Source organism: Chryseobacterium vietnamense, from assembly GCF_031454475.1.
In the GTDB taxonomy this organism is placed as follows: domain Bacteria; phylum Bacteroidota; class Bacteroidia; order Flavobacteriales; family Weeksellaceae; genus Chryseobacterium; species Chryseobacterium vietnamense.
In genome coordinates this window covers 951,116-975,115 of record NZ_JAVDQX010000002.1, presented here as the reverse complement: position 1 = coordinate 975,115, position 24,000 = coordinate 951,116, and the positions used below count along the sequence as shown (strand labels likewise).

25 protein-coding genes and 1 riboswitch are annotated in these 24,000 nt (G+C 35.9%); of the genes, 10 read left to right on the top strand and 15 right to left on the bottom strand.

Features of this window, described 5'->3' with window-relative positions; genetic code table 11:
• Positions 1 to 35: 35 nt before the first annotated feature.
• Entirely contained in the window at positions 36 to 527 is a 492-nt protein-coding gene (locus J2786_RS13705; RefSeq protein WP_047434041.1) for a DUF456 domain-containing protein, read from the top strand.
• Between the two features lie 16 nt (positions 528 to 543).
• A complete protein-coding gene (locus J2786_RS13700) occupies positions 544 to 1,053 on the top strand; it encodes a hypothetical protein (RefSeq protein WP_047434043.1) in 510 nt (169 codons plus the stop codon).
• On the opposite strand, the gene J2786_RS13695 is transcribed toward J2786_RS13700, so the two are convergent.
• Genes J2786_RS13695 through J2786_RS13680 form a run of 4 tightly spaced genes read right to left on the bottom strand, consistent with a single transcriptional unit; the run spans position 1,040 to position 3,667 of the window.
• Entirely contained in the window at positions 1,040 to 1,681 is a 642-nt protein-coding gene (locus J2786_RS13695; protein WP_047434047.1) for a uracil-DNA glycosylase, read from the bottom strand. The genes J2786_RS13700 and J2786_RS13695 overlap by 14 nt on opposite strands.
• Before the next feature lie 36 nt (positions 1,682 to 1,717).
• A complete protein-coding gene (locus tag J2786_RS13690) occupies positions 1,718 to 2,716 on the bottom strand; it encodes an acyltransferase family protein (protein ID WP_047434049.1) in 999 nt (332 codons plus the stop codon).
• 39 nt (positions 2,717 to 2,755) lie between these two features.
• Positions 2,756 to 3,283 carry a GNAT family N-acetyltransferase gene (locus J2786_RS13685; protein ID WP_047434051.1) on the bottom strand — a complete coding sequence of 176 codons (528 nt, stop codon included), beginning with the start codon at positions 3,281 to 3,283 and terminating at the stop codon, positions 2,756 to 2,758.
• Between the two features lie 27 nt (positions 3,284 to 3,310).
• Positions 3,311 to 3,667, bottom strand: a complete 357-nt coding sequence (locus J2786_RS13680; protein WP_047434053.1) for a hypothetical protein — start codon at positions 3,665 to 3,667, stop codon at positions 3,311 to 3,313.
• A gap of 240 nt (positions 3,668 to 3,907) precedes the next feature.
• Between J2786_RS13680 and J2786_RS13675 the strand changes: the two genes are divergently transcribed.
• Positions 3,908 to 6,055, top strand: coding sequence for an endonuclease MutS2 (locus tag J2786_RS13675; RefSeq protein WP_047434055.1), 2,148 nt, complete (start codon positions 3,908 to 3,910; stop codon positions 6,053 to 6,055).
• Between the two features lie 70 nt (positions 6,056 to 6,125).
• Here the strand turns inward: J2786_RS13675 and J2786_RS13670 are convergent, their stop codons facing one another.
• Positions 6,126 to 7,214: a GEVED domain-containing protein gene (locus tag J2786_RS13670; protein ID WP_310025581.1), complete on the bottom strand. Its 1,089-nt coding sequence runs from the start codon at positions 7,212 to 7,214 to the stop codon at positions 6,126 to 6,128.
• Between the two features lie 256 nt (positions 7,215 to 7,470).
• Between J2786_RS13670 and J2786_RS13665 the strand changes: the two genes are divergently transcribed.
• Positions 7,471 to 8,271: a hypothetical protein gene (locus J2786_RS13665; protein WP_047434059.1), complete on the top strand. Its 801-nt coding sequence runs from the start codon at positions 7,471 to 7,473 to the stop codon at positions 8,269 to 8,271.
• A 33-nt stretch (positions 8,272 to 8,304) separates the two neighbouring features.
• Positions 8,305 to 8,485, top strand: a riboswitch (cobalamin riboswitch).
• 115 nt (positions 8,486 to 8,600) lie between these two features.
• Complete coding sequence (locus J2786_RS13660) at positions 8,601 to 8,984, top strand: acyl-CoA thioesterase (protein ID WP_034699813.1); 384 nt, start codon at positions 8,601 to 8,603, stop codon at positions 8,982 to 8,984.
• 54 nt (positions 8,985 to 9,038) lie between these two features.
• Here J2786_RS13660 and J2786_RS13655 read toward each other — a convergent pair whose 3' ends face one another.
• Positions 9,039 to 9,629, bottom strand: a complete 591-nt coding sequence (locus J2786_RS13655) for an HD domain-containing protein (RefSeq protein ID WP_047434061.1) — start codon at positions 9,627 to 9,629, stop codon at positions 9,039 to 9,041.
• 1 nt (position 9,630) lies between these two features.
• Positions 9,631 to 10,332 (bottom strand): XAC2610-related protein, encoded by a 702-nt coding sequence (locus tag J2786_RS13650; protein ID WP_047434063.1) that lies wholly within the window; start codon positions 10,330 to 10,332, stop codon positions 9,631 to 9,633.
• A 579-nt stretch (positions 10,333 to 10,911) separates the two neighbouring features.
• On the opposite strand from J2786_RS13650, the gene J2786_RS13645 reads away from it, so the two are divergent.
• The 5 genes from J2786_RS13645 (at position 10,912) to J2786_RS13625 (ending at position 15,480) form a co-directional block, all read left to right on the top strand.
• Entirely contained in the window at positions 10,912 to 11,241 is a 330-nt protein-coding gene (locus J2786_RS13645) for a PadR family transcriptional regulator (RefSeq protein WP_002977573.1), read from the top strand.
• Positions 11,242 to 11,252: 11 nt separating this feature from the next.
• A complete protein-coding gene (locus tag J2786_RS13640; RefSeq protein WP_047434064.1) occupies positions 11,253 to 12,974 on the top strand; it encodes a PspC domain-containing protein in 1,722 nt (573 codons plus the stop codon).
• Between the two features lie 315 nt (positions 12,975 to 13,289).
• Positions 13,290 to 13,898 carry a 1-acyl-sn-glycerol-3-phosphate acyltransferase gene (locus J2786_RS13635; RefSeq protein WP_047434066.1) on the top strand — a complete coding sequence of 203 codons (609 nt, stop codon included), beginning with the start codon at positions 13,290 to 13,292 and terminating at the stop codon, positions 13,896 to 13,898.
• 26 nt (positions 13,899 to 13,924) lie between these two features.
• Entirely contained in the window at positions 13,925 to 14,353 is a 429-nt protein-coding gene (locus J2786_RS13630; protein WP_047434068.1) for a PaaI family thioesterase, read from the top strand.
• A gap of 158 nt (positions 14,354 to 14,511) precedes the next feature.
• Positions 14,512 to 15,480 carry a chorismate-binding protein gene (locus J2786_RS13625; RefSeq protein ID WP_047434071.1) on the top strand — a complete coding sequence of 323 codons (969 nt, stop codon included), beginning with the start codon at positions 14,512 to 14,514 and terminating at the stop codon, positions 15,478 to 15,480.
• A gap of 1,261 nt (positions 15,481 to 16,741) precedes the next feature.
• On the opposite strand, the gene J2786_RS13620 is transcribed toward J2786_RS13625, so the two are convergent.
• From J2786_RS13620 to J2786_RS13585, 8 genes are all read right to left on the bottom strand, one after another.
• On the bottom strand, positions 16,742 to 16,942 hold the full coding sequence (locus J2786_RS13620) for a hypothetical protein (protein WP_310025574.1): 201 nt from the start codon (positions 16,940 to 16,942) through the stop codon (positions 16,742 to 16,744).
• A gap of 5 nt (positions 16,943 to 16,947) precedes the next feature.
• Positions 16,948 to 17,550 carry a MarC family protein gene (locus J2786_RS13615; RefSeq protein WP_047434074.1) on the bottom strand — a complete coding sequence of 201 codons (603 nt, stop codon included), beginning with the start codon at positions 17,548 to 17,550 and terminating at the stop codon, positions 16,948 to 16,950.
• Between the two features lie 44 nt (positions 17,551 to 17,594).
• Positions 17,595 to 19,334: a BatD family protein gene (locus J2786_RS13610; RefSeq protein ID WP_047434076.1), complete on the bottom strand. Its 1,740-nt coding sequence runs from the start codon at positions 19,332 to 19,334 to the stop codon at positions 17,595 to 17,597.
• The gene (locus J2786_RS13605; protein WP_052187114.1) at positions 19,334 to 20,077 is read right to left on the bottom strand and encodes a tetratricopeptide repeat protein; all 744 of its coding nucleotides are present in this window, start codon (positions 20,075 to 20,077) and stop codon (positions 19,334 to 19,336) included. The genes J2786_RS13610 and J2786_RS13605 overlap by 1 nt, the downstream gene beginning before the upstream one ends.
• Positions 20,078 to 20,176: 99 nt before the next feature.
• Positions 20,177 to 21,184: a vWA domain-containing protein gene (locus J2786_RS13600; protein ID WP_047434080.1), complete on the bottom strand. Its 1,008-nt coding sequence runs from the start codon at positions 21,182 to 21,184 to the stop codon at positions 20,177 to 20,179.
• On the bottom strand, positions 21,184 to 22,176 hold the full coding sequence (locus J2786_RS13595) for a VWA domain-containing protein (protein ID WP_047434082.1): 993 nt from the start codon (positions 22,174 to 22,176) through the stop codon (positions 21,184 to 21,186). Before J2786_RS13595 ends, J2786_RS13600 begins: the two co-directional genes overlap by 1 nt.
• Positions 22,169 to 23,065, bottom strand: a complete 897-nt coding sequence (locus tag J2786_RS13590; protein ID WP_052187156.1) for a BatD family protein — start codon at positions 23,063 to 23,065, stop codon at positions 22,169 to 22,171. The genes J2786_RS13595 and J2786_RS13590 overlap by 8 nt, the downstream gene beginning before the upstream one ends.
• A 57-nt stretch (positions 23,066 to 23,122) precedes the next feature.
• On the bottom strand, positions 23,123 to 23,986 hold the full coding sequence (locus J2786_RS13585; RefSeq protein ID WP_047434084.1) for a DUF58 domain-containing protein: 864 nt from the start codon (positions 23,984 to 23,986) through the stop codon (positions 23,123 to 23,125).
• Between the last annotated feature and the right edge of the window lie 14 nt (positions 23,987 to 24,000).

Sequence of the window (24,000 nt, the reverse complement as noted above, 5' to 3'; positions counted from 1 at the left end):
ACTTTTTTTATATTGCATGTATATTTTTTTAACGAATGGATACAACAATTATTAATATTTTCTGCCTTATTCTATTATTTATCGGAATATTGGGAACTTTTCTTCCGGTTTTACCTGGTCTTTTACTAAGTATCTGCGGACTATTGATCTATAAATTCGGGACAGACGCGGATCTTCCCATGATTTATGTCTGGGCCTTCGGAATTCTTACGGCTGCTTCTGTAGTGCTAAGCTATGTGATTCCGGCAAAGACCAACAGAAAATATGGAGGTACACGTTGGGGAAGCATCGGCTCTGTTATTGGAACTATTGTAGGGATCTTTATTCCGATTCCGTTGGGATTTCTGATTGGAATGTTTGCAGGGGTATTTATTGGTGAATTGCTTCACGACAGTAAGGATATGAATAAAGCTTTACAATCTACCAAAGGAGCACTGATTGGATTCATTTATGGAACCGGATTCAGTTTTGTGGTAGGAGTGGCAATGTTTTTGGTAGTATTACTTAATATGTTTAACGTCATTTAATTAAATATAAGAAACTATGTTCCATAAAGTTATCATACTCAGTCTGGGAATATTTGCATTAACAGGATGCGATGCCCAAAAGAAATCCAGGATTACTACAAAAGCTACTGAAATGTCTACAGGTACAAAATCCGCAGGTACAAATAACCAGAAAGACGGTGTTATCTATCTGAGTGAAGGAGAAAATAAGTTTTTAAGAGAATACCAGATGAATGTGACATTCAAAGGGATTTCCGAAGACAGCCGTTGTCCTGAAGGAGCCAATTGTATCTGGGCGGGAGTTGCTCTTGCTCAGGTGGAAGTAATGGGTACCTCCACCCGACCGATGACTCTGAACCTCGCCAGCGCAGATTACCCGGCAAGAAATTACCATCAGTCGACAGAATTCAATGGTTACACTATTACACTGCAGGATATTGCTCCGTACCCGAAATCTCAGGATGGAGCAAAAGCATTGACCGGAAAATATAAAATCGGAATTACGATAAAAAAAGCAGATCCATCTGCTGATTCTACCAGGAAATAGGCTTCTTCCCTTTGGAAACAAGATATTCATTAATTTTTGAAAAAGGCTTGCTTCCAAAGAAACCTCTGTACACAGAAAAAGGTGAAGGGTGTGCCGATTTCAGAATAAAATGTTTAGCCGGATCTATGAGTTCGGCTTTTTTTTGTGCAAAAGCGCCCCACAATACAAAGACTACATTCTCTTTTTTATCTGAAATCTCTTTAATAATAAAGTTGGTAAATTTTTCCCAGCCAAGATCTTTATGAGAATTGGGTGAATGAGCACGAACCGTTAAAGTAGCATTCAGCAATAAAACGCCCTGTCTCCCCCAGTCATCAAGTTCTTTAGAAGTTCTTACCACTCCCAGGTCATCTTTCAGTTCAATAAAAATATTCTTTAATGACGGCGGTGCAGCAACCTGTTCAGAAACAGAGAAACACAAACCATTCGCCTGATAATCATTATGATAAGGATCCTGGCCAATAATCACCACTTCAACATCATCAAAAGCGGTAAGCTCCAATGCTCTGAAAATCTGATTTTTGGGTGGAAAAACTTTGGTTGTTGCATATTCATTCTTCACTTTCTCCCAAAGGGTAGTAAAGTATTCCGTACTTTTTATCGGGGCTAAAATTTCTGTCCAGGTCATAATGCAAAAATAATAATATTAAAATAAGAGCCTCCATCATACTTTAAATATCTTCGCTTTTCTTTCTATCAGCATATACGAAAAATAAGACAGCAGTATTGAAAGAGAAATTAATAAAAGATTATTAAGAAGGGAAATATCTACTATTAGAAAGTTCTGATCTTTCACAATATGATGTATGATATACAATGAATACGAAATATTTCCGAGCAAATAAACAGGCTTAGTTTCAAGAAACATCTGAAGATAATTCTTTTCCTGTGTATACAATTGTCTAATGATTAAAGCTGATAAAAACGGAATAAAGATTAGTCCCCTCGTTGTAAACAACAGTAAAAAAGTGATGACAAGTACTGCATAAACAGGCCATTTACCTTTTATTTTAATTCCAGGTAAAACAGCAACTCCTATTCCTAAAAAATAAGAAGCTATTGTTCTGATTAAAGAATTTACACCATACGGAATATCCAGATATTTCGATGACCTCCAGGAGTTTACCGAATCCGCTGAATGAAAATACAGGTCTGGAAAATGAGGAAGAATTAATCTTAAAAAAAGACCTGCTGCAATCAAAATTTCACCACGGATCTTATACCGGATAATCAGATAAAGCATGAAAGGAAATATCAGATAGCACATCCATTCTGTACTCAATGACCAGTAAACGATATTCAGTAAGTGATCCGGATTAAAAAAGCACTGCACCAGTCCGGCATTGATAAAAAATGTAAGCCATGAAGTATCCTTTATCAGCAGAACAATAAAAATAATGGATATAAAATATACCGGATAAATCCTGTTGACCCTTTTTTTATAAAAAGTTTGTATTTTTTTAAACTCAAGATGCTTAAACTTATCAAAATAGGAAACAGTGAGAAGAAAGGCGCTTAATACAAAAAAGATATCTACAGCAAGATATCCTTTACCGATAATATTTTGGAGAATTTCGTTTTTAAAATCAAAAAAATGAAAAAAAGTTACCCATAACGCAACAATCCCTCTAAGTCCCGTTAAAGATTTTATTTCATTTTTCATATGTAATTTCAACTGGCAATAACGATAGAGAAAAACCCATTAGATTTCATCCGGACTGGTGGAAGCTCTTTGTAAACTAAAAATAATATTATCCGGAAAGCCTTCATCCTGCTTTCCTTCCTGCAAAATAAAATGATTTTTTAAAAGAAGACCTTTTGAATTTTCATTGAATTTATTGGTAATGGCTACAATTTCCTGTAAATGGAGCTCGTTAAATCCATATTCTAATACTGCATTTAAAGCTTCAGTCATAATTCCCTGTCTATGAAAATCTGGTAATAGCTCGTAGCCCACTTCTGCTGTTTTCCGATCCTCAGAAAAATTCCAGAGACAGATGGTTCCGATAAGACGGGGCTGATCTTTTAAAGAAATCCCCCAATAAACTGTTTGATTACTTTGAATTCTTGCCTTAATGGTTAAAATAAACTGAAGAGCATCATAATTTGTCTTTGGTGAAACTCTTTTCACAAATTTATTAACTTCCGGATTGCTTCGGATTTTTAAAATATCTTCTGTATGATTTTCATTGATTCCTTTTAAAACCAACCTTAAAGTTTCCAGTTTCATTGATAGGATAGTTGTATACCGCTTAGATTAATTATTTCGGAAGTCTCTGAATGCCAATGTTTCCGAAAACTTGTTTTTATCAGCATCATGATTCATAAATAAATACACACCGTATTTTACAGAATAACTTCTTTCATAAATAACAATAGACTCGGTCTTATCACTACTGCTTTTCTGTTCTACTTTTTTATATGAATCAGTTTTTTTCTGATGATGACTGATTTTATTTTTTAAATTTTTCGCAGAAAGCTTTTTACTGCTGCTTTTATTGTTTTTTCTGCTGTTACGTTTCTTTTCAACTGTTTCAATCTTATTCTTATCAATTTGAATTTGTGCTGAAGCTCCCACTGAAAGAAAAAGAAGAATAAGCAGTATATTTTTCATGGTTAAAGTTTAATTAGCGCAATAAATATACGCTATAAGTACCATCCACTCAAAATTTTTCATTTTTTTACAAATTTTTCTGCTTTAAAATTCAAAATAAAATAAAATTATTCAGTGATTTAATCCTCATTAATTCTTTATTCATCAAAAAGCTTTATAATAGTTGCCAATTTAAAGTTAATTTATACTGTAAATCTCTCAGATATACGTAATAATCAAAATTCTCACTAAATTTGCACTGTGTATATAGATAAAGAAGATTTAGACGAATTAGAGTTTCCGCAATTGCTCGCGGAAATCTCCCCATTTGCGTATTCTCCGAAAACAAGAGAAAAAATTCTTCAACTTCGTCCGATGGAAATTGACGAGGCGGAACTTTCATTAAAAAAAACGTCAGAATATCTGTCGAGTTTTGAAAGTTCAAATGCGATTCCGTTTGATGAATATGAAGATATTGAAAGTGAGCTGAAACTGATGCTTATTGAGAACTACCGTCTGGAAAATGCTGCTTTCATCAAAATAAAAACCATTACGGAACAGATCGGAAGACTTCAGAAATTCTTCCCTACCATGCCGGAAACGTTTCCTACTTTGTTAGAAGAAGTTTCTGTACTGGAATTCAGAAAAGAGATCATTGAGAAGGTAGATAAGGTTTTTAACCGTTTTGGTGAAGTGAAAAACGAAGCTTCTCCGGCTCTGAAAGGAATAAGAACTGAAATTCAGCTTGCTAAAAAGGCGATTCAGGAGAACTTTAACCGTGCGCTTACCACGTATGGACAGAGTGATTTTCTGGATGATATCCGGGAAACGATTATTGATGACCAAAGAGTTCTGGCCGTAAAATCAGGATTCAAAAAAAGGGTTGCGGGAAGAACATTAGGGATTTCCAAAACAGGTTCCATTACTTATATTCAGCCGGACAGTGTGGTAAAGCACTATTTCAAGCTGCGGGAAAATGAAGAGGAAGAGAAAAAAGAAATTGATAAGGTTCTCCGTAAGCTTACTGCAGAACTGGCAGAATTTCAACCTCAGCTATGGAGATACCAGGTTTATATTTTTGACCTTGACCTTACAAGAGCGAAAGCAAAATTTGGTGAACAGATCAACGGAGTCCTTCCGAAAATCAACCATCATAAAACGCTGAGATTAAAAGATGCCTATCATCCTCTTCTATGGTTAAGAAACAAAGTTGAAAACAAAACAATTCATCCGCAAACACTTACCCTAACAGAACATAACAGGATTATCTGTATTTCCGGTCCGAATGCCGGCGGAAAATCAATTACCCTGAAAACGGTAGGATTATTACAGCTGATGATTCAAAGTGGTATTCTTGTGCCGGTTCACCCTAAGTCTGAAATGTTTTTCTTTGAGAAAATCATGACGGATATTGGAGATAACCAGTCTATTGAAAACCATTTATCGACCTATTCATCAAGATTGAAGAAAATGTCAGGAATCATCCGTGAGGCTGATGCCAATACCCTTCTGCTTATTGATGAATTCGGTACGGGTTCTGATCCGGAGCTTGGAGGTGCACTGGCAGAAAGTTTTATGGAGTTTTTCTATGACAAAAAGAGTTTTGCCATTATCACAACGCACTATACCAACATTAAACTGGTAATAGAGCAGCTTCCCAACGCTCAGAATGCAGCTATGCTCTTCAATGAAGAAACTTTGGAACCGATGTATAAGCTGGAAGTGGGACAGGCAGGAAGTTCCTTTACTTTTGAAGTTGCAGAAAAGAATAAAATTCCGAGATTCATTATCCATTCTGCCAAGAAAAAGGTAGAACATGATATTGTGAATCTTGATAAAACGATTGTAAAACTGCAGCAGGAAAAATTTGAGGTTGAAAAACTAAAATCTGATCTTGCAGAAAGGAAAGAGTCCGTAGAAGATAAGCGTGATAACCTTCAGAAACTGAATGACCAGCTTCAGCAGAAACTGTTCAATTTCCAGAAACTATATGAAGAGGAACACCGCAAACTGCAGTTTGGAAATAAGATTGAAGCATTCATCGACAGCTATACCAAAGGAAAGTCCAGAAAAGATGTTGTGAAAGACTTTGTAAAGCTTCTTGAGCAGGAAAAATTCCGCAAACTTGGCAGTGATAAAGATGAAACCAAACGCCTGCAGGTTGTTAAAAGAAAAATCACCCAACAGCTGAAAAAAGAAGAGGTGATTGAGAAGATTGCTGAAACCAATGAAAAGCTGGAAGAACAACGTAAAAGCGACCGTGCTATTTGGATGAAAATCGGACAGCGTGTTCGTATTACGGGAAGCACCAGTGTAGGAACCATTGAAAAGATTTCCAGAAACAAGGTCATTGTCAACTATGGAACTTTCAAGACCACGATTGATGCGGATGAGCTTGAGAGAATTTAATTAATAAGAAATTAAAGGAATGCAAATACGAAGAGAGAGCACCAGAAGGTACTCTCTCTTTTCTTTATTTTTATTTCTTAATGAATTTTAATCGGGTTACTTTTTCTTTATTCTTCAACTGGATAAAATAAACTCCTTTTGACAAATGATGAAGGTTCACATGATGATTTGAAATTTTCCCTTCGTCAACTTTCTGACCTGCCATATTATAAATTTCATAATCTGAAGCTTCCGAAATTCCTGAAATATTTAAAACATCAGAGGCAGGGTTGGGATAAATTTCAGTGTTTGCAGACTTCCCTGATTCTTCCACTCCAAGTGTGAGATTGATCAAATCTACTCCATAATCCTCAACTTCTCCATAGATAAATGTACTACAAGCATCAGCAGACATTGTTTGATTGGAAATAACCCTCATGGTAACACCACAAAGTGTCACTGCAGCCAAACTTGGAATTGTAAATACAGATACTGCCGATGCAGCCTGAGTAACATTATTAGCAACCATCACTCTTTCGGTTGATTCGAAAATTCCGTTGGCATTAAAATCTATCCACGCAGTTACTGTTATTGTCCCGGGTGTCCCCGTCCACGTATTGGTTACTGAAAGCTTATTTCCTGTACTTCCTATAAAAAATTTAACTCTACGACTCAGATCACTTCTGTAATCTGTATAAATGGAAGGTCCGGAATCACTCACCATTGGTGTGGTAACTCCTGTAGAATTTACGGTTACATTGGAAATATGCATCATTGTGGTATCTGTAGAAGCACTTGCACAATAATTAATGGTAGTAGTAAAAAATATAGGATTAGACCATAATCCCTGTGTCGTACACACTTTCACTACCTGTACTTCATACGTTGTACAAGGTTGCAAACCAGTAATTGTGAAATAATTTTGTCCTGGGGCAGGAGTGGCCACCATCCAGGTAGTAGTTCCAGGTATTCTATATCTGATCCTGTTATCGGGTGTATTGGGATCTGCATTCCAGGTAACTGTTCCTGAGGCGAGCGTTATATTAGACATCTGAAGCCCTGTTGGTGCATTGGTATCACAGTAAAATAAAGATTGGGATTCTTCTTCTATTTTGTGGGTTGCCTGAAAGCTGGAAATACCCAAAATAAAAGAGAATACATAAAGTAGTCTTTTTGTCATGTTTTATTAGTTTTTAATTCTCCTGAAAAATAGGAATTTTATAGAATATACCGACATCTATACTAATTATTATTATGTTTTTTTTAATACATTCTAATAGGAGGTATAGAAAATACATCTATGAATAGATTATTACCATTAAAATATTTACTTCTTATCATTTTTGAAATAAATACAATATTTTAGAAAACTGCAAGAGTATAATTATCCTCTGAAAAGCATTTAATTTATATATTTGGAGGATCAAAAAAATTTCATGATGACTTTCATAAACAAAGCATTCTATTTATCCGCTTTCAGTATCTTATCAATTGTCTTTGTAAAAGGACAGACTAAAGTTCCTTTTGGAGTGGTAAAAGCTGAAGATGGATATGCCAACGTACGTGTACACAAAGATGACTACCGAAAAATTGTAGATAAAATCCGTATGCGTAAAGGAGATGTATTTGTTTATGTAAAACCGGCTCCGGGAGAAACAGAATGGATCTGGATCAAATATCCTGAGAAACAGGATGACGACAAACCTTTTGTACGTTATGAAACTCTTGATAAAGAAGGAATGGTAAATAAAGGGCGTATTGCCTATGTGGACCAGCTTCCTGCCTATACTCCATCAAAATCTAAAAACGGAAGATCTCTTATTTTTACCGATAATTCTGATCCTAAAATCCCGACTGCACAAAGAAGCAAAGTGGTGATTGACATTTATCCTTCCAATGCAGGATACCGTAAAAAGGAAAAAGATGCAGAAGGAAAAATTCTTACCATTGATAAAGTAAAACCATGGGGAATCGGAAATGACCTTCCTGAAGGAATGACCGAAATCAAATCCATCAGGGTACAGCAGCCCGGAAGAGGGTCTGTTTTTGTAAGAGAAGCTATCAAAAATATGTTCCAGCCCACCATGGATTTTGAGAACGTTGGAGTAACTTCCCTCGACAATGATAATATTTTTCTTTATATGATAAACGGTTCAGGAGAAAACAGATACACTACACTCTGGACAATTAAGAAAGGAAGAGTAATCAGTCAGATTATTTATCATAATCCGGAATAAATTCATTATTTTTGCATTCGAAAAGTTTTACACTTATTCATCACAGAAATTGGTTCTGCATCACTGCAGATTAAAAGGGAACCGTGTGAAAATCACGGACTGTCGCGCAACTGTAAAGTAACTGAAGTCTTTATCAAAGATCCACTGTGCGAGGCATGGGAAGGAGATAAATGATGTTACAAGTCAGGAGACCTGCCATTTTCTTAAACATGTAACTTTCGCGATTTGAAGTTGTATTGATCTGATGGATTGTTTCAGGAATTCTGTAAGTTCCTGTCATTATTCTGTTGTTTCCAATCATTTCTTATCGCTTTAATTAATAATGATATATGACTACAGAAGAAAGAATTGAAGCATCCGAAACAAGAATCTTTAAAGCGGTTTTCCCTAACACAACCAATCATTACGATACCCTTTTTGGAGGTACTGCTATGCAGCTGATGGATGAGGTAGCTTTTATCACAGCCACCCGTTTTGCCAGAAAAAGAGTGGTAACGGTAAGCAGTGATAAGATTGATTTCAAAAAACCTATTCCTGCCGGAACTATTGTGGAACTGATCGGAAAAGTTTCATACGTGGGAAAAACCAGTATGAAAGTGAATGTTGAAATCTACACTGAACAGATGTATTCCTATGAAAGAGAAAAGGCGATTATAGGTGATTTTACTTTTGTAGCGATTGACGAATTCAAAAAACCAATCCAGATACTATAAATACTATAAGTTTCGGGCGGCCTTTGGCCGCCCGAAACTTATTTTTCGCTGAAATTATTTCAAAACTTTTTCCGTCTCCAGGCTTCTGTTTAAAAGAAGTTCAAAAGCCTCCCCCATTTCATCCGATGCTCTGCTGATTGCATTTTCCAGCATATTCCGGATTTGTCTTTCTGTTACTCCTGCTTCTGTCCAGCTCTTTCCGGCAGTGTGGGAATTTAAGATAAATGGCATGATTCTGTCGATACCACAGGCAAAAATAGCATCCGGTGTTTTCTCTTCTTCAAACTCAAGCCACAGGTTAAAAAATTCTGTTCGTAAAGGTTCATCCAGAATTCCAAAGATTTTTTGGGCTGAAGCTTTCTCTCTTTCAAATTTTCCTACCATTGCTTTTTCATCAAAAATAAAAGTATCTCCGGCTTCTATTTCCACAAGATCATGAATGGAAAGCATTCTTATTACTCTCAGCAAATCAATATCTGCACGGTTTTTAGCATATGGATAAAGGATCTGGGCAAGAATAATGATCTGCCAGGAATGTTCAGCTGTATTCTCTCTCCGGGAATCGTCTGCATTGTAATTTCTTCGCTGTACATTTTTCAAAGCATCCACTGCCAGGATAAAATCGATTTCTTTTTGAATTTTCATCTTACTTTTTATTTCTGTTATATTGATCTGCCGGATACACCTTTGTTTTGGTAATCCATTTATTATTGAGCTTTTCTTTCGTTATGACCTTCACCTGATCTTCATTGGTCATATCCTCTTCTTTTTCCAACACCGTATCCAGCCCTTTATTTGGGATAACAGCATATTCTGTGGTAAAAATTCTGCAGCAACCGGACTTACCATAGGAAATAAGACGTTTGCGTTTGGCATCCGTTTCAAAAAAATTGAAACCATTTGAGCCAAGGTCTGTAAGTTCTTTACTTTTTACAAATGCCATTCTTGTGCTGTTGAATACATATACATCATACGAAGCCGAGCTGTAATTTCCCATATTTCCGTTTCTTATGGCCACATCTTCCGTCCCGTCAAAATTAAAGTCATCGATAATCACAGCACGTTGATCTTTCGAAAGTGGAATCAGTTTCCCTTGGGTTAGCTTCTGGCCTTGGCCTGCATATATAACAAGGTCATCAGAAACAAATGTCTGTACCTTGCTGTTTTTATGGTCAAACAGGTCTACAGTTCCCTTTCCTCCACATCTGTCATCGTAACAATCTTCTATCCGGATGATGGCATCATAGCTTTTTGATACATTCTTAACTTCAAACTGATACTGTCCAAAACATAGCGGACCCAATAAAAGAAATGCTGATAAGTGCCTGTATTTATTCAAAATATTCATGGTATTAGTAAAATGATTTAGGTGTTTTTTTATATCTAACAAAAATACGAATCATAATACCGATCTCAAAATCTACATCCCGCTATCTTCCATCATTTCCCTCCCAATAAAAGTATATTCGCAGATAAGAAGCTCTTTCCCGCTATCCGCTCATACTCCTCGCCCCCTTTCTTATGCCGTACTGCTGTGGGGTAACCGCTGCTATCGGGGCTAGGACATGAGTAATGAGTAATGAGTAATGAGTAATGAGTGATGAGTGATGAGTGATGAGTGATGAATGATGAATGATGAATGATGAATGATAAAAGAGCATTTTTTCTCTCCAATTTTCAAAATTCTATTTAAAAATTTAAAATTTTCAGAGATTTTCTTCCAAAATTTGTTGTACTCAAAATTGATAGTAAAAATTATAACGCTGATTTACAATTAATTAAACAATTTATTTTAAAAATTCCACTACTTTGTATTGCATAATACCATTTTATTTACATATCTTTGTAATGTAAAATCGAAATAGGTACAACTAGCTAGGTTCCGAACTTCGAAAATTATATAACTAATTAACAAAACTTATCAAAGATGAATACCGAAAATACCAAAGCGCAAATGCGAAAAGGAATTCTGGAATTCTGTATTCTAAGTCTCATCAATAACCGCGAAATGTATGTTTCTGATCTTATTGATGAACTGAAAAAAGGAAAACTGGATGTAGTGGAAGGAACCCTCTACCCTCTTCTTACAAGACTTAAAAACGGAGAGTTTCTCTCTTACAGATGGGAAGAATCTACAGGAGGACCGCCCAGAAAATATTATCAGATCACAGAAAAAGGAAAACTTTTCCTGGATGAACTTCTCAATACATGGAATGAACTGACAGCCTCAGTAAACCAAATCACCCAACAAAATTAAAAAACAAAGCTATGAACAAGACACTCTCAATAGGACTCGCAGGTTTTTCTTTTACCATAGAAGAACACGCATATATAAAGCTCAGCGATTACCTGAACGCTCTGAGAAGCTCTCTGGATGCTTCTGAGGCTGATGAAGTAATGCATGACATAGAAATCAGAATGGTGGAAATTTTCAAAGATTCTTTAGGAAAACGTGAAGTGATTAATGATACCGATGTAGAAAGAGTAATCGCACAGATCGGAAGCCCTGAAAAAATCGAAGAGCAGGAAGAAGCTTATTATTCTGAAAAAACATCTGCCAGAAACCATAATTCAGGAACTCATTATACCAATAAAAAGCAGCTGTTCCGTGATCCGGAAAAACAAAAAGTTGCCGGAGTTTGTGCAGGTTTAGCCCAATATGTAGGAATGGATATTACTACCATGAGAGCAATCTGGCTGGGAATATTCATATTAGGAATTTTCACAGCAGCAATTTCCTCTTCATTAATAGGTCTTCTATATGTAATCCTTTGGATCGTACTTCCAAAAGCTGAAACAGCAGCAGATTTCCTGAAAATGCAGGGAAAGCCTATGAACTTCGACAATCTTAAGAATGAGTCCAACAAATTGGTACAATTTGCCAATGAATCTACTCAGAGGGTCGGAGAAATCTATAACGAAAACAAACCATATATCAACAATGCAAGCAGCGGAATCTGGAATGTATTCAAGTATATTGTAGGAGGATTCTTCGTATTGATGGCTGTAAGCAGCATTATCGGAGTCTTTGTATTATTCGGTCTTTTCGGAATGGATACAGACTTCCCGGGTGCCAATGAAATCAGATTCTATATGGACGATCAGGGACTTGATAAAGTACTGGCGGCTATGATGGTAATCGGAAGCTTAATTCCAGCAATTCTTTTCAGTTTATTAAGCATCAAAATATTCTCGCCAAAAACAAAACTGAGAAATATCGGATGGGTTGTAGGTGGTTTATTCCTTCTTCTGATCGGACTTGGAACTTACTTCGGAATCAGCATGGCTAAGAAAGACATGATTTACAGAGGAACCAAGGAAGATGTAGAAAACGTAGCCATCAATACTACTTCAGATACCGTTTATGTAGATGTAAAACAAATCAACATTCCTCAGAACTTCAAAGCGTATAACAATGATATTTATTCTGATAAAAGATCAGTTTACGAAGAAGATTATATTTCTGTAGATGTTACAAGAAAACCAGATATCAAAACCCCTTATCTGATCATCAAAAAAGAAGGAAAAGGATATAACTTCCCTATCCAGCTGACAGTTCCTGTAGAAGTAGTAAACAATAAAATATTACTTCCAAACTACATCAAGTATCCATATGAGCACAGATTCAGAGATTACAGCCTTGATTATGAACTTGTAGTTCCGCAAAAAGCAGTTGTTTTATCCATGAATAAAGATCGTATCCACATGGACGGAGATTTAGACGGAGACGGAATTAACGACGACGATCAGGACAGAGATGAAGACAATAACAATGTCAGAATTGAAAAAAATAAAATCACAGTAAACGGCTCCAGTATCGAATACAACTCTGATGACAAAGACAGCATCATTGTAAACGGTAAAAAAGTTCCGAACAACCAGGCAAAGAAAGTAATTGATTCTGCCGTGTCTACTATCAAAAAATCAAATAAAGATATGGACATCAAAATCAAAGACGGAAAAAACGAAATTTCCATACAAACTAAATAATTAACTTCAGAGAGTGGTAGAAGGTGTGAGTGGATGGCAACCGTTTGAAATTCACACCCTTCTTCTCTCAGAAAAGTGAAAATAAAGCCATATTTAGTTTCTTATGTGAAAAAAAAGGTTTAATTTCGTAAAGCTAAAATTTAATAACCAAACAATCAAAAACACCTCCTTATCATGATACAATTTGCAATGGAATTCGTAATGAAAATCGTAGATTTAATTAGCGGTTTGTTTTAAGAGCGATAATATTTCAATATATTTGTAAAGTATAACCAAAGTTTGGTTATACTTTTTTGTTTTTAATCCGGGAAATCTATGAAAAAGCTATTAGGCAAAGCAATGTTAAAGATATTAGGTTGGAAAGTCGTTCTGCAGGGCGATGTCAACAATCTGAACAGGTGTATCCTTGTGGTTGCACCACATACTCATAATATGGAGTACATTTTAGGAAATTTCGCCTATTGGTCCTTGGAAAAACCTTTAAAAATTATTATCAAGGATGCACACACCAAAGCATGGTATGGAAGCATGGTAAAAGGACTTGGAGGTATCGGAATCGACAGAAGCCAGAAAAATGACCTTGTAAATTTCGTAGCCAACCAATTTTCAAAGGAAGATTTCAGTCTTGTTATTACTCCGGAAGGAACCCGAAGCTGGGTACCAAAATGGAGAAAAGGATTCTATCACATGGCTTTGGCTGCAAAAGTCCCTATTGTTCTGGCAGCAGGAGATTTTAAAAGAAAAATTGTGTACCTGGGCTATACCATTCCTTATGAAAGAATAGCATCTGTCCCTTTTTCAGAAATCATGCAGGAAATTCAGGACTATTATGTAAAAAATGACATCGTTCCCAAAGTCCCTGCCAACTGGAATCCTAATATTATGGGAACCGGAAATGAAACGGACAGTGTAAAACAAGATTAATCAATCATCATTTATCAATTAGTAAAATGAAAGGTCAGACAAAAGAAGAAATATTAGCATTCATCAATAACTGGGGCGATGTAACTCTTGCCAAAACACTTGAAATCAAATTCATCGATATCGATCTGGAAAATGAAACCCTTACAGCCACAATGCCTGTTCTTCCCAGAACTCATCAGCCGTTTGGAATCATGCACGGAGGAGCGAGTTGCGTTTTAGCTGAAACCTTGGGATCAAGCCTGTCTAATATTTTTATCGATGGTGAAAAATATTATGGAGTGGGAACCAATATCAATTCTAATCACTTAAGAAGTAAAAAAGATGGTATTGTAACTGCTACAGCACGTTTTATCAGAAAAGGTAAAACGATGCATGTTTCAGAAATTGAAATCCGTGACGAAAAAGGAGTTTTGATCAATCATACTACAATGACGAATAATATCATTCACAAATAAGTTATTGTAACATAAAAAAAATAAGGAGCTTAAAAAAATTTAAGCTCTTTTTATTTTGACATCTTTAAGACTAGTAATACCTTTGTAAAAAGGAAAATCAAAGCGGGAATTTTCTATAGTATTCTCAATGATGATTTTTCCAAAATTTTCCATAACCCATGATCTATTTCAAACTTCCTTTCGACGAAAGACTTCTTTCTACTGATGAAAAAAATATAAAAAATGCTGTTAACTTTTTTTCCTATAACAGCTTAGATCACATCAGCTTCACTGGAGATATTGTTGAAATTGATGCTTCAGAATTTGCTCATACTTCTATTACCAACGAAGACCTGATCAGCGATTCTACAGATTCTTCTGCCGAAACAAAAGAAGAATACTGCGAAACATTGCAGAAAGTGACTGAAGTAATTAAAGACAATCACCTCCCAAAGCTTGTTTACTCCAGAAGAAAGATTTTTAAAGGCTTTACTCGTATCGATTATAAAGAAAGCTTCAAAAACGTATGTGAATCTTATCCCAATGCCTTCAGATATCTTTTTAATGATGGAAAAAATGCCTGGATGGGAGCTTTCTCTGAAGTACTGGGAAAGTTTAACAAAACGACTCACGAGTTTGAAACCATGGCCCTAGCCGGAACTCTTCCGGTATCTGAAGAATGGTCTGAAAAAGAAATTGAAGAACAAAAACCGGTTACCACTTATATTCAGGATATTCTTAAAAGCTATTCTGACAATGTACAGCAATCGGAAACCTATGATCATATTTCCGGTAATATCAAACATTTACGAACAGATTTTAAAACCAGTATAAAACCTGAAGATCTTGATAAAATTATTCAGGAACTACACCCTACTCCTGCAGTCTGCGGTATTCCAAAAGATTTTTGTAATGAGAATATCCGTAAATATGAAAAATTTCCCCGTGAATTCTATGCAGGTTATATAAAAGTTGAAATAGAAGAAAGTATTCTTTATTTTGTAAATCTACGCTGTGCAAGACTTTATAAAGATTCTGTACATCTTTTTGTAGGAGGCGGAATAACGGCTCAAAGTAACCCGGAAAAAGAATGGAGAGAAACAGAACTGAAGTCTGAAGCAATATTGAAGAATCTGGTTATTTTTTAGTTCATACTGGTTTTACGTGTTAATTAAACCACAGATTGCACAGATTTTCACGGATGATTACGTATATCTTCTTGCTGAGTGCAACGCCCTTGCGAACGTTTTAAAGCCAGCAATAAGAACTTTGTGAGCTTCGCGTTATACCCCTTAAGTTTTGGCTGAAGCCAATTGAAAATTATCTATTTTTTTAACGGGCTAAAGCCCGTTTCTATTGAATTAATCAGATCAATTATTTATGTAATATATTGATTGATACCCGCAGATTGCACAGATTTTCACAGATGATTGCCCATATTTTCTTGCTGAGTGCAACGCCCTTGCGAACGTTTTAAAGCCATCAATAAGAACTTTGTGAGCTTCGCGTTATACCCCTTAAGTTTTGGCTGAAGCCAATTGAAATTATCTATTTTTTTAACGGGCTAAAGCCCGTTTCTATTGAATTAATCAGATCAATTATTTATGTAATATATTGATTGATACTGCTGGATTTGACCACAGATTGCACAGATTTTCACAAATGATTGTCCATATTTTTCTTGCTGAGTGCAACGCCCTTGCGAACGTTTTAAAGCTGGCAATAAGATCTTTGTGAGCTTTGCGTTACACCCATAAGTTTTAGGTAAAGCCGATGGATATCTTATCTTACGGGCTAAAGCCCTTTCCTATTAATTAAACTAATCAGATCAATTATTTATGTAATATATTGATTGATACTGTTAGATTTGACCACAGATTGCACAGATTTTCACAGATGATTGCCCATATTTTTCTTGCTGAGTGCAACGCCCTTGCGAACGTTTTAAAGCTGGCAATAAGATCTTTGTGAGCTTTGCGTTATACCCCTTAAGTTTTGGCTGAAGCCAATTGAAAATTATCTATTTTTTTAACGGGCTAAAGCCCGTTTCTATTGAATTAATCAGATCAATTATTTATGTAATATATTGATTGATACTGTTAGATTTGACCACAGATTGCACAGATTTTCACAGATGATTGCCCATATTTTTCTTGCTGAGTGCAGCGCTCTTGCGAACGTTTTAAAGCCATCAATAAGAACTTTGTGAGTTTTGCGTTACACCCATAAGTTTTGGATAAAGCCAACTCAAAATCATATATTTTATTTAAACAGGCTAAAGCCCTATTGAAATCTAATGGCAACCAAACCTGATACCTATTACCCGTTACCTATTATCTGCAACCTAATAAAACAAAAAACCTCCTTCAAAAAAGAAAGAGGTCTATATCTATATTGAATATATTCAATTTATTTCTTTACACCGATTCTGCTCCAGGTATCCATTACAAAAAGCAGGATAAGACCTATTGCAGCAGCACCAGCTGAGACTGCAAACCTAATGTTATCTTCATCTCCCAGGATATCTGTTGCCTGCCAGTTGATAGCATAAAGATTGATGGTGATGAATACAATAAACAGTACTAAAAATACTTTATAAAACTTCTTCATGACTCTTAAAAATTAATATAATTCTGCACCAACTGGGCAAAATTTGCGGTGAATAATTTAATTGAAATTGCCAAAAGGATAATTCCGAAAACTTTCTGAAGGATCATCAAAGTAGCATCCCCAATTTTCTTCTCCAGCCATTTCGCTGATTTCAGCACCAAATATACGAAAATTGTGTTAAGAATAATTCCGAAGATAATATTAATATCATGAAATTCAGCTCTAAGAGATAGTGCAGTCGTTAGGGTTCCAGCTCCTGCAACCAGCGGAAATGCGATGGGCACAATAGATGCAGCCTTTGCTTCAGTGGTTTTATTAATTTCAATTCCTAAAATCATTTCCAGTGCTATGACAAAAATCACAAAAGCTCCGGCAATAGCAAAGGAATTTACATCTACTCCAATAAGTTTAAGGATCTTATTTCCTACGAACAGGAAAACGATCATAATTGCTCCGGCAGTAATGGCAGCCCTTCCGGCTTCAATCTGTCCAAACTTTTGCTGAAGGCTTACGATAATAGGAACTGAACCTATGATATCGATAACAGCAAAAAGAACCATAAAGCTGGTAACAATCTCTTTAAAAGAAAAACCATCAAAAATTTCCATCTATTTGTAATTAAAAATTTCGCAAAAATATGAAAATAAACTGATTATTTGTTAATTTGTGAATATAAATTAACAATAGTTTTCAAAAGTTCTTCAAGAGCTTCAGCAGATTTCACAGGATTGTATTTTTCCATCTGAACTTTCTGCTGCAGTTTACTGTATTCTTCTGCAACTGAAGAACCTTTATGCTTTTCAAGAAAAGTCTTAAATTCGGAAGCAGAGCCCTGAAAATACTGACCTCTTACCTCTTCATCCAATTCTTCCAGAGTGACAAAAAACTTTTCATACTCTCCGTTATCTTTAAGATTTTCCAGATATCCGAAATAATCATTGATATCCGTTTTCATCAATTCTCTGATCTCTTTTTCTGTTTCAGCCACTGAACCTAAAGGTTTTGCAGGTGTAGTTTCCCTAACTAATGTACGTTTTTTTTGCCAATTTTTAAATAGCAGATAGGCAACAAATAAGCTGATCAGAATCGCAATATTGGTCAAAAGAATATTCCAGTGGAATTTACTTTTTTCTTTTACTTTAAATGACGTGGTTTTTAACACCGGAGTATTTACCGTCTCCAAAAGGTTATTGGTATATTCGTTTACCTTTTCTACCGTAGAACGGGCCTCCAGAATCTGGTCATGAGAAAACGTCCTAAGATCTAGTGTTTTCTGCCCAAGATCTACATATTCTTTACTGGCAGGATCAAAGAAAGCAAATTGTTCGGTTTTAATTGAGATAGCCCCTGATTTTCTAGGGATGATTACATAATTAGCCAGAATTTCACCTTTCATTCCTGCAGTTCCCGGAGTTACTTTAGCGGTAATTTTCGGGGCAAAAACTTCGTAATCCGGAGAAGCAGCAATTTTAGGAAGTTCCATATCCGGTAAATTACCTTCTCCCGAAACTTTTACTACCACATTCAGAGGTTTCTTGGCTTCCGGCTTTTCCTTGGAAGCATTATATACGTTGACATTAAAGTTTCCAACAGCATTTTTAAAGCATTCAGGAGCTCCTTCAGGAAGCTTTCTTACGTTAATTTTAACTTTATTGGAAACGATTTTTGTTTTATTTGAATAGGTGCTTACCGAAGCGGATACTCCGGGAACTTCCACATATCCTGCTTCATTAGGAAATACCATAAACATGGCCAAAACCTGTGAAGGCATGTTTCCATATCCGGAAGGATCTATTTCAGACTTATCAAAATTAATAGGATGTACATTGATATTGTCCTGTTGTGGAAGATGAATATTTTTCACCTTTCTCAGGTTATCCATATTTCTTGAATACACTCTCAGAACAGCTACGGTAGGCTGATCCTGATATACATCTCTGTCATCAATTTCCATATTCAGATAAACATCATTGGAGGTATTGGCTGCCAGAGATCTTTTGTCAACAATATCACGGATATTGACGTCAAAAGGTTCTGTTTTATAAATTCTGTTGTTGACGGTAACAAGAACGGAACCGATTTTTATTTTCCCTTTTTTCTTAGGTTCAAGGGCAATTCTGGAAACTTTCTGGGTAATTAAAGTATTGGTAGCAGGATCAATCACAGTATTGGTAACAGATCCGCTTCCTATGATATTAAATTTTGAAAGATCCGGAAGCTGAAAACCTGTTTGCTGTACGAGATCACTTCCGTTTAGTTCAAGAACAATGGTCAGATTAATGATATCCTTACCTGCGTATTCGGTTTTATCTGCATCCATGGATAGATTTACCTGTCCGTAAGTAATTACGGATGCCAGCGTTAGCAATATGTAAATCAATTTATGCTGCATCACCAATCTTTCTCGTTGCTTTCAGGCATCGAATAAGAATTTTTATTTAAAATTCTTCTGGCGGTTTCTTTTTCTTTTTCGTTTATTTTATCTAAGATCGCATTTTCAAGATTCTTTGGCATTCTGCCTTCATTATTTTGATTCTGCTTAGGATTGTCACCCTGGTCACTTTTACCTTCGTTCTGTGGGCCGTTACCCTGATCCTGTTTTTTATCTTTATCGCCTTTCTGATCATCTCCTTTGTTCTGATCATTTCCGCCGCCACCTTTTCCTGAGTTATTCTGTTCGTTTTTTTGCTGTTGTTTTTCTTTTTCTTTCAGTTTGGCAATCTCATAATTTTTTCTGGTTACCTCACTGTGTGGGTCCTGCTTCAAAGCCTTCTTGTAATAGTCAGCGGCTTTTTCCGGCTGATTCATCTGCATATAAGCATTTCCTAAATTATGAAGAGCAGCAGTTTTGTCAGGAAGTGTCTGTGAAAGTTTTTCTGCCTTTTCAAACTCAGCCTTTGCTTCTTCATATTTTTTACTTTTATATAATGCATTCCCCATATTATAATGAGCGGTAAAATCTTTATCGTTGGATTTTATCGCTTCCATATACTTTGAGGAGGCGCCATCATAATCTTTACCGTCAAATTTCTGGTTGCCTTCGTACACTAAATTCTTATAGCTTTCCTGCCCAAACATGAAGCCTGAGAACGAAATGGCAACAATAAACGATAAAAATATGATTTTAGTATTCATCACTTGCAAAATTATTCCTTTATATGTTAAGAAACAGAGTTTTATTTGTTAAAATTCGGTTAAAGTAGTTGTAGAATTTCTTCTATAAATACAGGAATTTTACACATTAAAATCTTTTTTAGGATTAAAAATATAAATTAAAAAGAAAAATAGCAGAGACGCTGCAAGAAAATACTGATAATAATGATTGGCATTCTGTGATTTTACCATAGTTTCCGCACCAGTAGATTTTTTATTGACAGCATCTACAATCCGATCCGGAGCTTCATTGATATTATTTCCGTCAATATAAGTTCCATCTGTAGACTCAGCCATTTTCTTTAATGCTTCTGTCTGTCTTTTTGATATTACCGTACCTCCATTGGCATCGGTTTTATACCCCATAAGCTGTCCGAACACATATTCCGGAACCGGCGCACCTTCATCTGTACCCACTCCTACAGAAGTAATGCTTATTCCTTCTTTATTAGCTAATCTGATGGCAGCATTATCATTTCCCTCATTATCTTCACCGTCACTCAGAAGAATCACTTTTCGGGATCCTTTGCTGACATTTTTAAATTTTTCAGCCGCAGCCTGCATTCCTTTCAGAAAGTCCGTTCCCTGAATTTGCATAGAGCTGGTTTCAATACCGCTGATATAAGTTTCTGCAGAATTATAGTCCGTTGTAAGAGGCATAATAGACATGGCATTACCTGCAAAAATCACTATACCTACTTTATCATTATTCATTTTCTTCATGGTAGCCAGCATCAGATTTTTGGCTTCTGTGAGACGGCTTGGATCTATATCTTCAGCATTCATGGAATTGGATACATCCAGCATAAAGATAACATTATTCAGTTTCTGGGTACTTTTTACTTCTTCTGAACCGTTCAGAAGATCAATGATAGAGAATATCAGAAATAGTGTTCCCAATAAGTATAAAGCAGGGAAAAACTTTGTAAATCCTGACCTTTTTTCAAATAAATTTTCGTGAAACTGGCTGGCAGCAAAAATTTCTCTTTTTTTGTTTCTCCATTGTAAAAACCGGATCAAAAAGATAGCTAACAGCGGCAGAAGCAACAGTAAAAATAAATACCAATAATTTCCTAAAGACCAACTCATCAGCTTAAAATTTTATAAAACACCCATCTCAACAATGCATCCAACACCAACATAACCAGTGCAATCCAAAGAAATATTTTGAAATATTCTTCATAATTGTACAGCTTGGAAACCTTTACATCAGATTTTTCCAGTTGGTTGATCTCATTGTATACTTCTTCCAGACTACTGTTTGAGGTAGCTCTGAAATATTTACCTCCAGTTGTCTGTGCTATTTCTCTCAAGGTATTTTCATCAATGGTAACCTCTGTTTCCGTAAAGATAAGATCTCCGAAAATATCCTGAGATGTGGGCATCAACGCATAACCATTGGTCCCGATTCCTATTGAATATACCTTTATATTATTATTTTTTGCCAGTTCAGCGGCAAGCTGTGGGGGAATCGCATTCTGAATATTGCTTACTCCATCCGTCATCAGAATAACCACTTTACTTTTCGCTTTACTTTTAATCAAATGATTTACTGCTACAGAAAGCCCTTCTCCAATGGCTGTTCCAGGTTCAAGACCTGCCGAATTCAGATTTTTAATTTCATCAATAACAACCTGGTGATCTGAAGTAACAGGAACTTTAGTAAACGCTTCAGCGGCATAGGCTACCACTCCTATTCTGTCATTGGGACGTTTCTGAACAAATTTCACGGCGATATCTTTCAATGCAGTGATTCTGTCCGGAGTGAGATCTTTCGCCAGCATACTTAAAGAAACATCAATAGATAACATAATATCGACTCCCTTTGTATCATCTCTGTCCTGAGAAATGGTAAATGTTCTCGGCCTTGCCATGGCAATAATCAAAGCAGAAAGAATAATATACTTTGAAATTTTCAGTAAAAAAAGTACCCCCTGAATCCCTCCGCTGTGATCCATATTTTTTACCGTAGGAACTTTTATACCTTTTCTTTTCTTTCTTCCAATATCTTTAATTAAAAGTGGAATAAACAGCAGAAAAAGCAGCAAAAACCATGGGCTGTAAAACTCAAAATTAAACATCCTTCCTTAAGTTTTCGAATTCTAAATCTTTGGATGATCTTTTCACAAAATCTCTGATATTGGCAAAATCCCTTTCCATTGTTTCCTGATCAGGGAATGTCTTGGCAAATTTCACCAGGTCTCCCCTAAGAAATACATCTTCTATTATTTTTTCGTTGTCCTGCGAGATGGTATTATTTTTTTTCATGACATCAATGAGATCATCAGTAAGAAGTACATCTGCCGGAAGACGGTATTGTTTTGTAATGAAGGTTCTGGAAATATCGATCAGTTCCACATAAAACGAACGGAAGTTTCCTCCTTCAATATATTTTTTCCTTTTAAGAGAATCGAGTTCTTTTAAGGTCTGGTTGGTTGCCACTACAGGAGAACTCTTTGATTTTCTTCCCCATTTTATAAACATAATAATTGCAATGATGACTGCAATACCAGCCAATGCAGCAAGAATATAAAACTTATAAAGCTCCCAGTAATCTTTGGCTTCAAGTTTCACCTGCTTATTATTCATGATATCATTAATCTGATCTGCCTTTTGAGCTGTATTAATGACATCTATTTCGTAAGGAATTGTTTTAAGTATTCTATCTCCTACTTTGAACTCCAGTTCCGGAATGGTAAATTTTCCTTCTTCAAAAACAGCAAATTCTATTTTTCTTTCATAAGTGTTAGCTGTTTGTCCGATACTGTCTTTGGTTTCTTCAAAATGAAAAGGTAACAGCTCATTTTTGGCTGCTGAAGTAACCTGCTGCTCATTCAGGTTGTCAATCTTTATGGTAAGATGATTGATTTCTCCAAGCGCAAGGGTTTTCTTTTCTACATTAGAGGATAATATCTGTGAAAAAGCATTTGCACAGATCAGAAAAGATAATATTAAAAGTATTTTTCTCAATGTTAAAATAATCAAGGCAGCTGCCTCATGTTTTTTAGTTACAGGCAAAGCCCGATGTTATTTTTTCTGAAAGTAATTATACAATAATTTTGAATAATCCGAACCGGTATTAATATTCATAAAACTGGCGGAGCTGTTGGCAAAATCTTCTTCCAAAGTTCTCAGTTTTTGTTTTTGAGCTTCCGCGAAGGTATAGCGCCATCTCGCGCTGGAAGTATTGGCCCATATTTCTTTTCCGGTTTCCACATCAAGTAAACGGGCATATCCTACATCAGGAATTTCATTATCTTTTTCATCATAAATCCTCATTCCCAGCAACTGATGCTTCTTGGAAGCTACTCTCAGCATTTTGGAATCATAGGCATCTTCAAAATCTGAAAACAGAAATACCAGGGATTTTCTTTTAAAAATCCCCATCATATATTCCATTGCCTTGTCTATTTTAGATTCTGCCGGAACATAATCTGCAGTGAGGATATTGCTGATAATGGAAAGAATATGCTTTCTCCCTTTTTGAGGAGGAATTACTTTATATACTTTATCTGCAAACAGGATCAGTCCTACCTTATCATTATTTCCGGCTGCTGAAAATCCTAAACTGGCCGCAATTTCGGCTACATATTCTCTTTTCAGCTGAACTTTTGTGCCATAATCCATGGAAGCGGAAATATCAACGAGAATCATCATCGTCAATTCCCTTTCTTCTTCCATTACTTTTACGAATGGCTCACGGAAACGTGCGGTTTTATTCCAGTCGATTCTTCTGATCTCATCTCCAAACTGGTAGGGGCGCACTTCCGAGAAGGTCATCCCCTGCCCTTTAAAGGCACTGTGATATTGTCCCATTAAAGCAGCCTCCGTCTTTTTTCTGGTACGGATTTCAATCTGCTTTACTTTTTTTACAATATCTTTTATCTGCATAGACGAATTCAAAA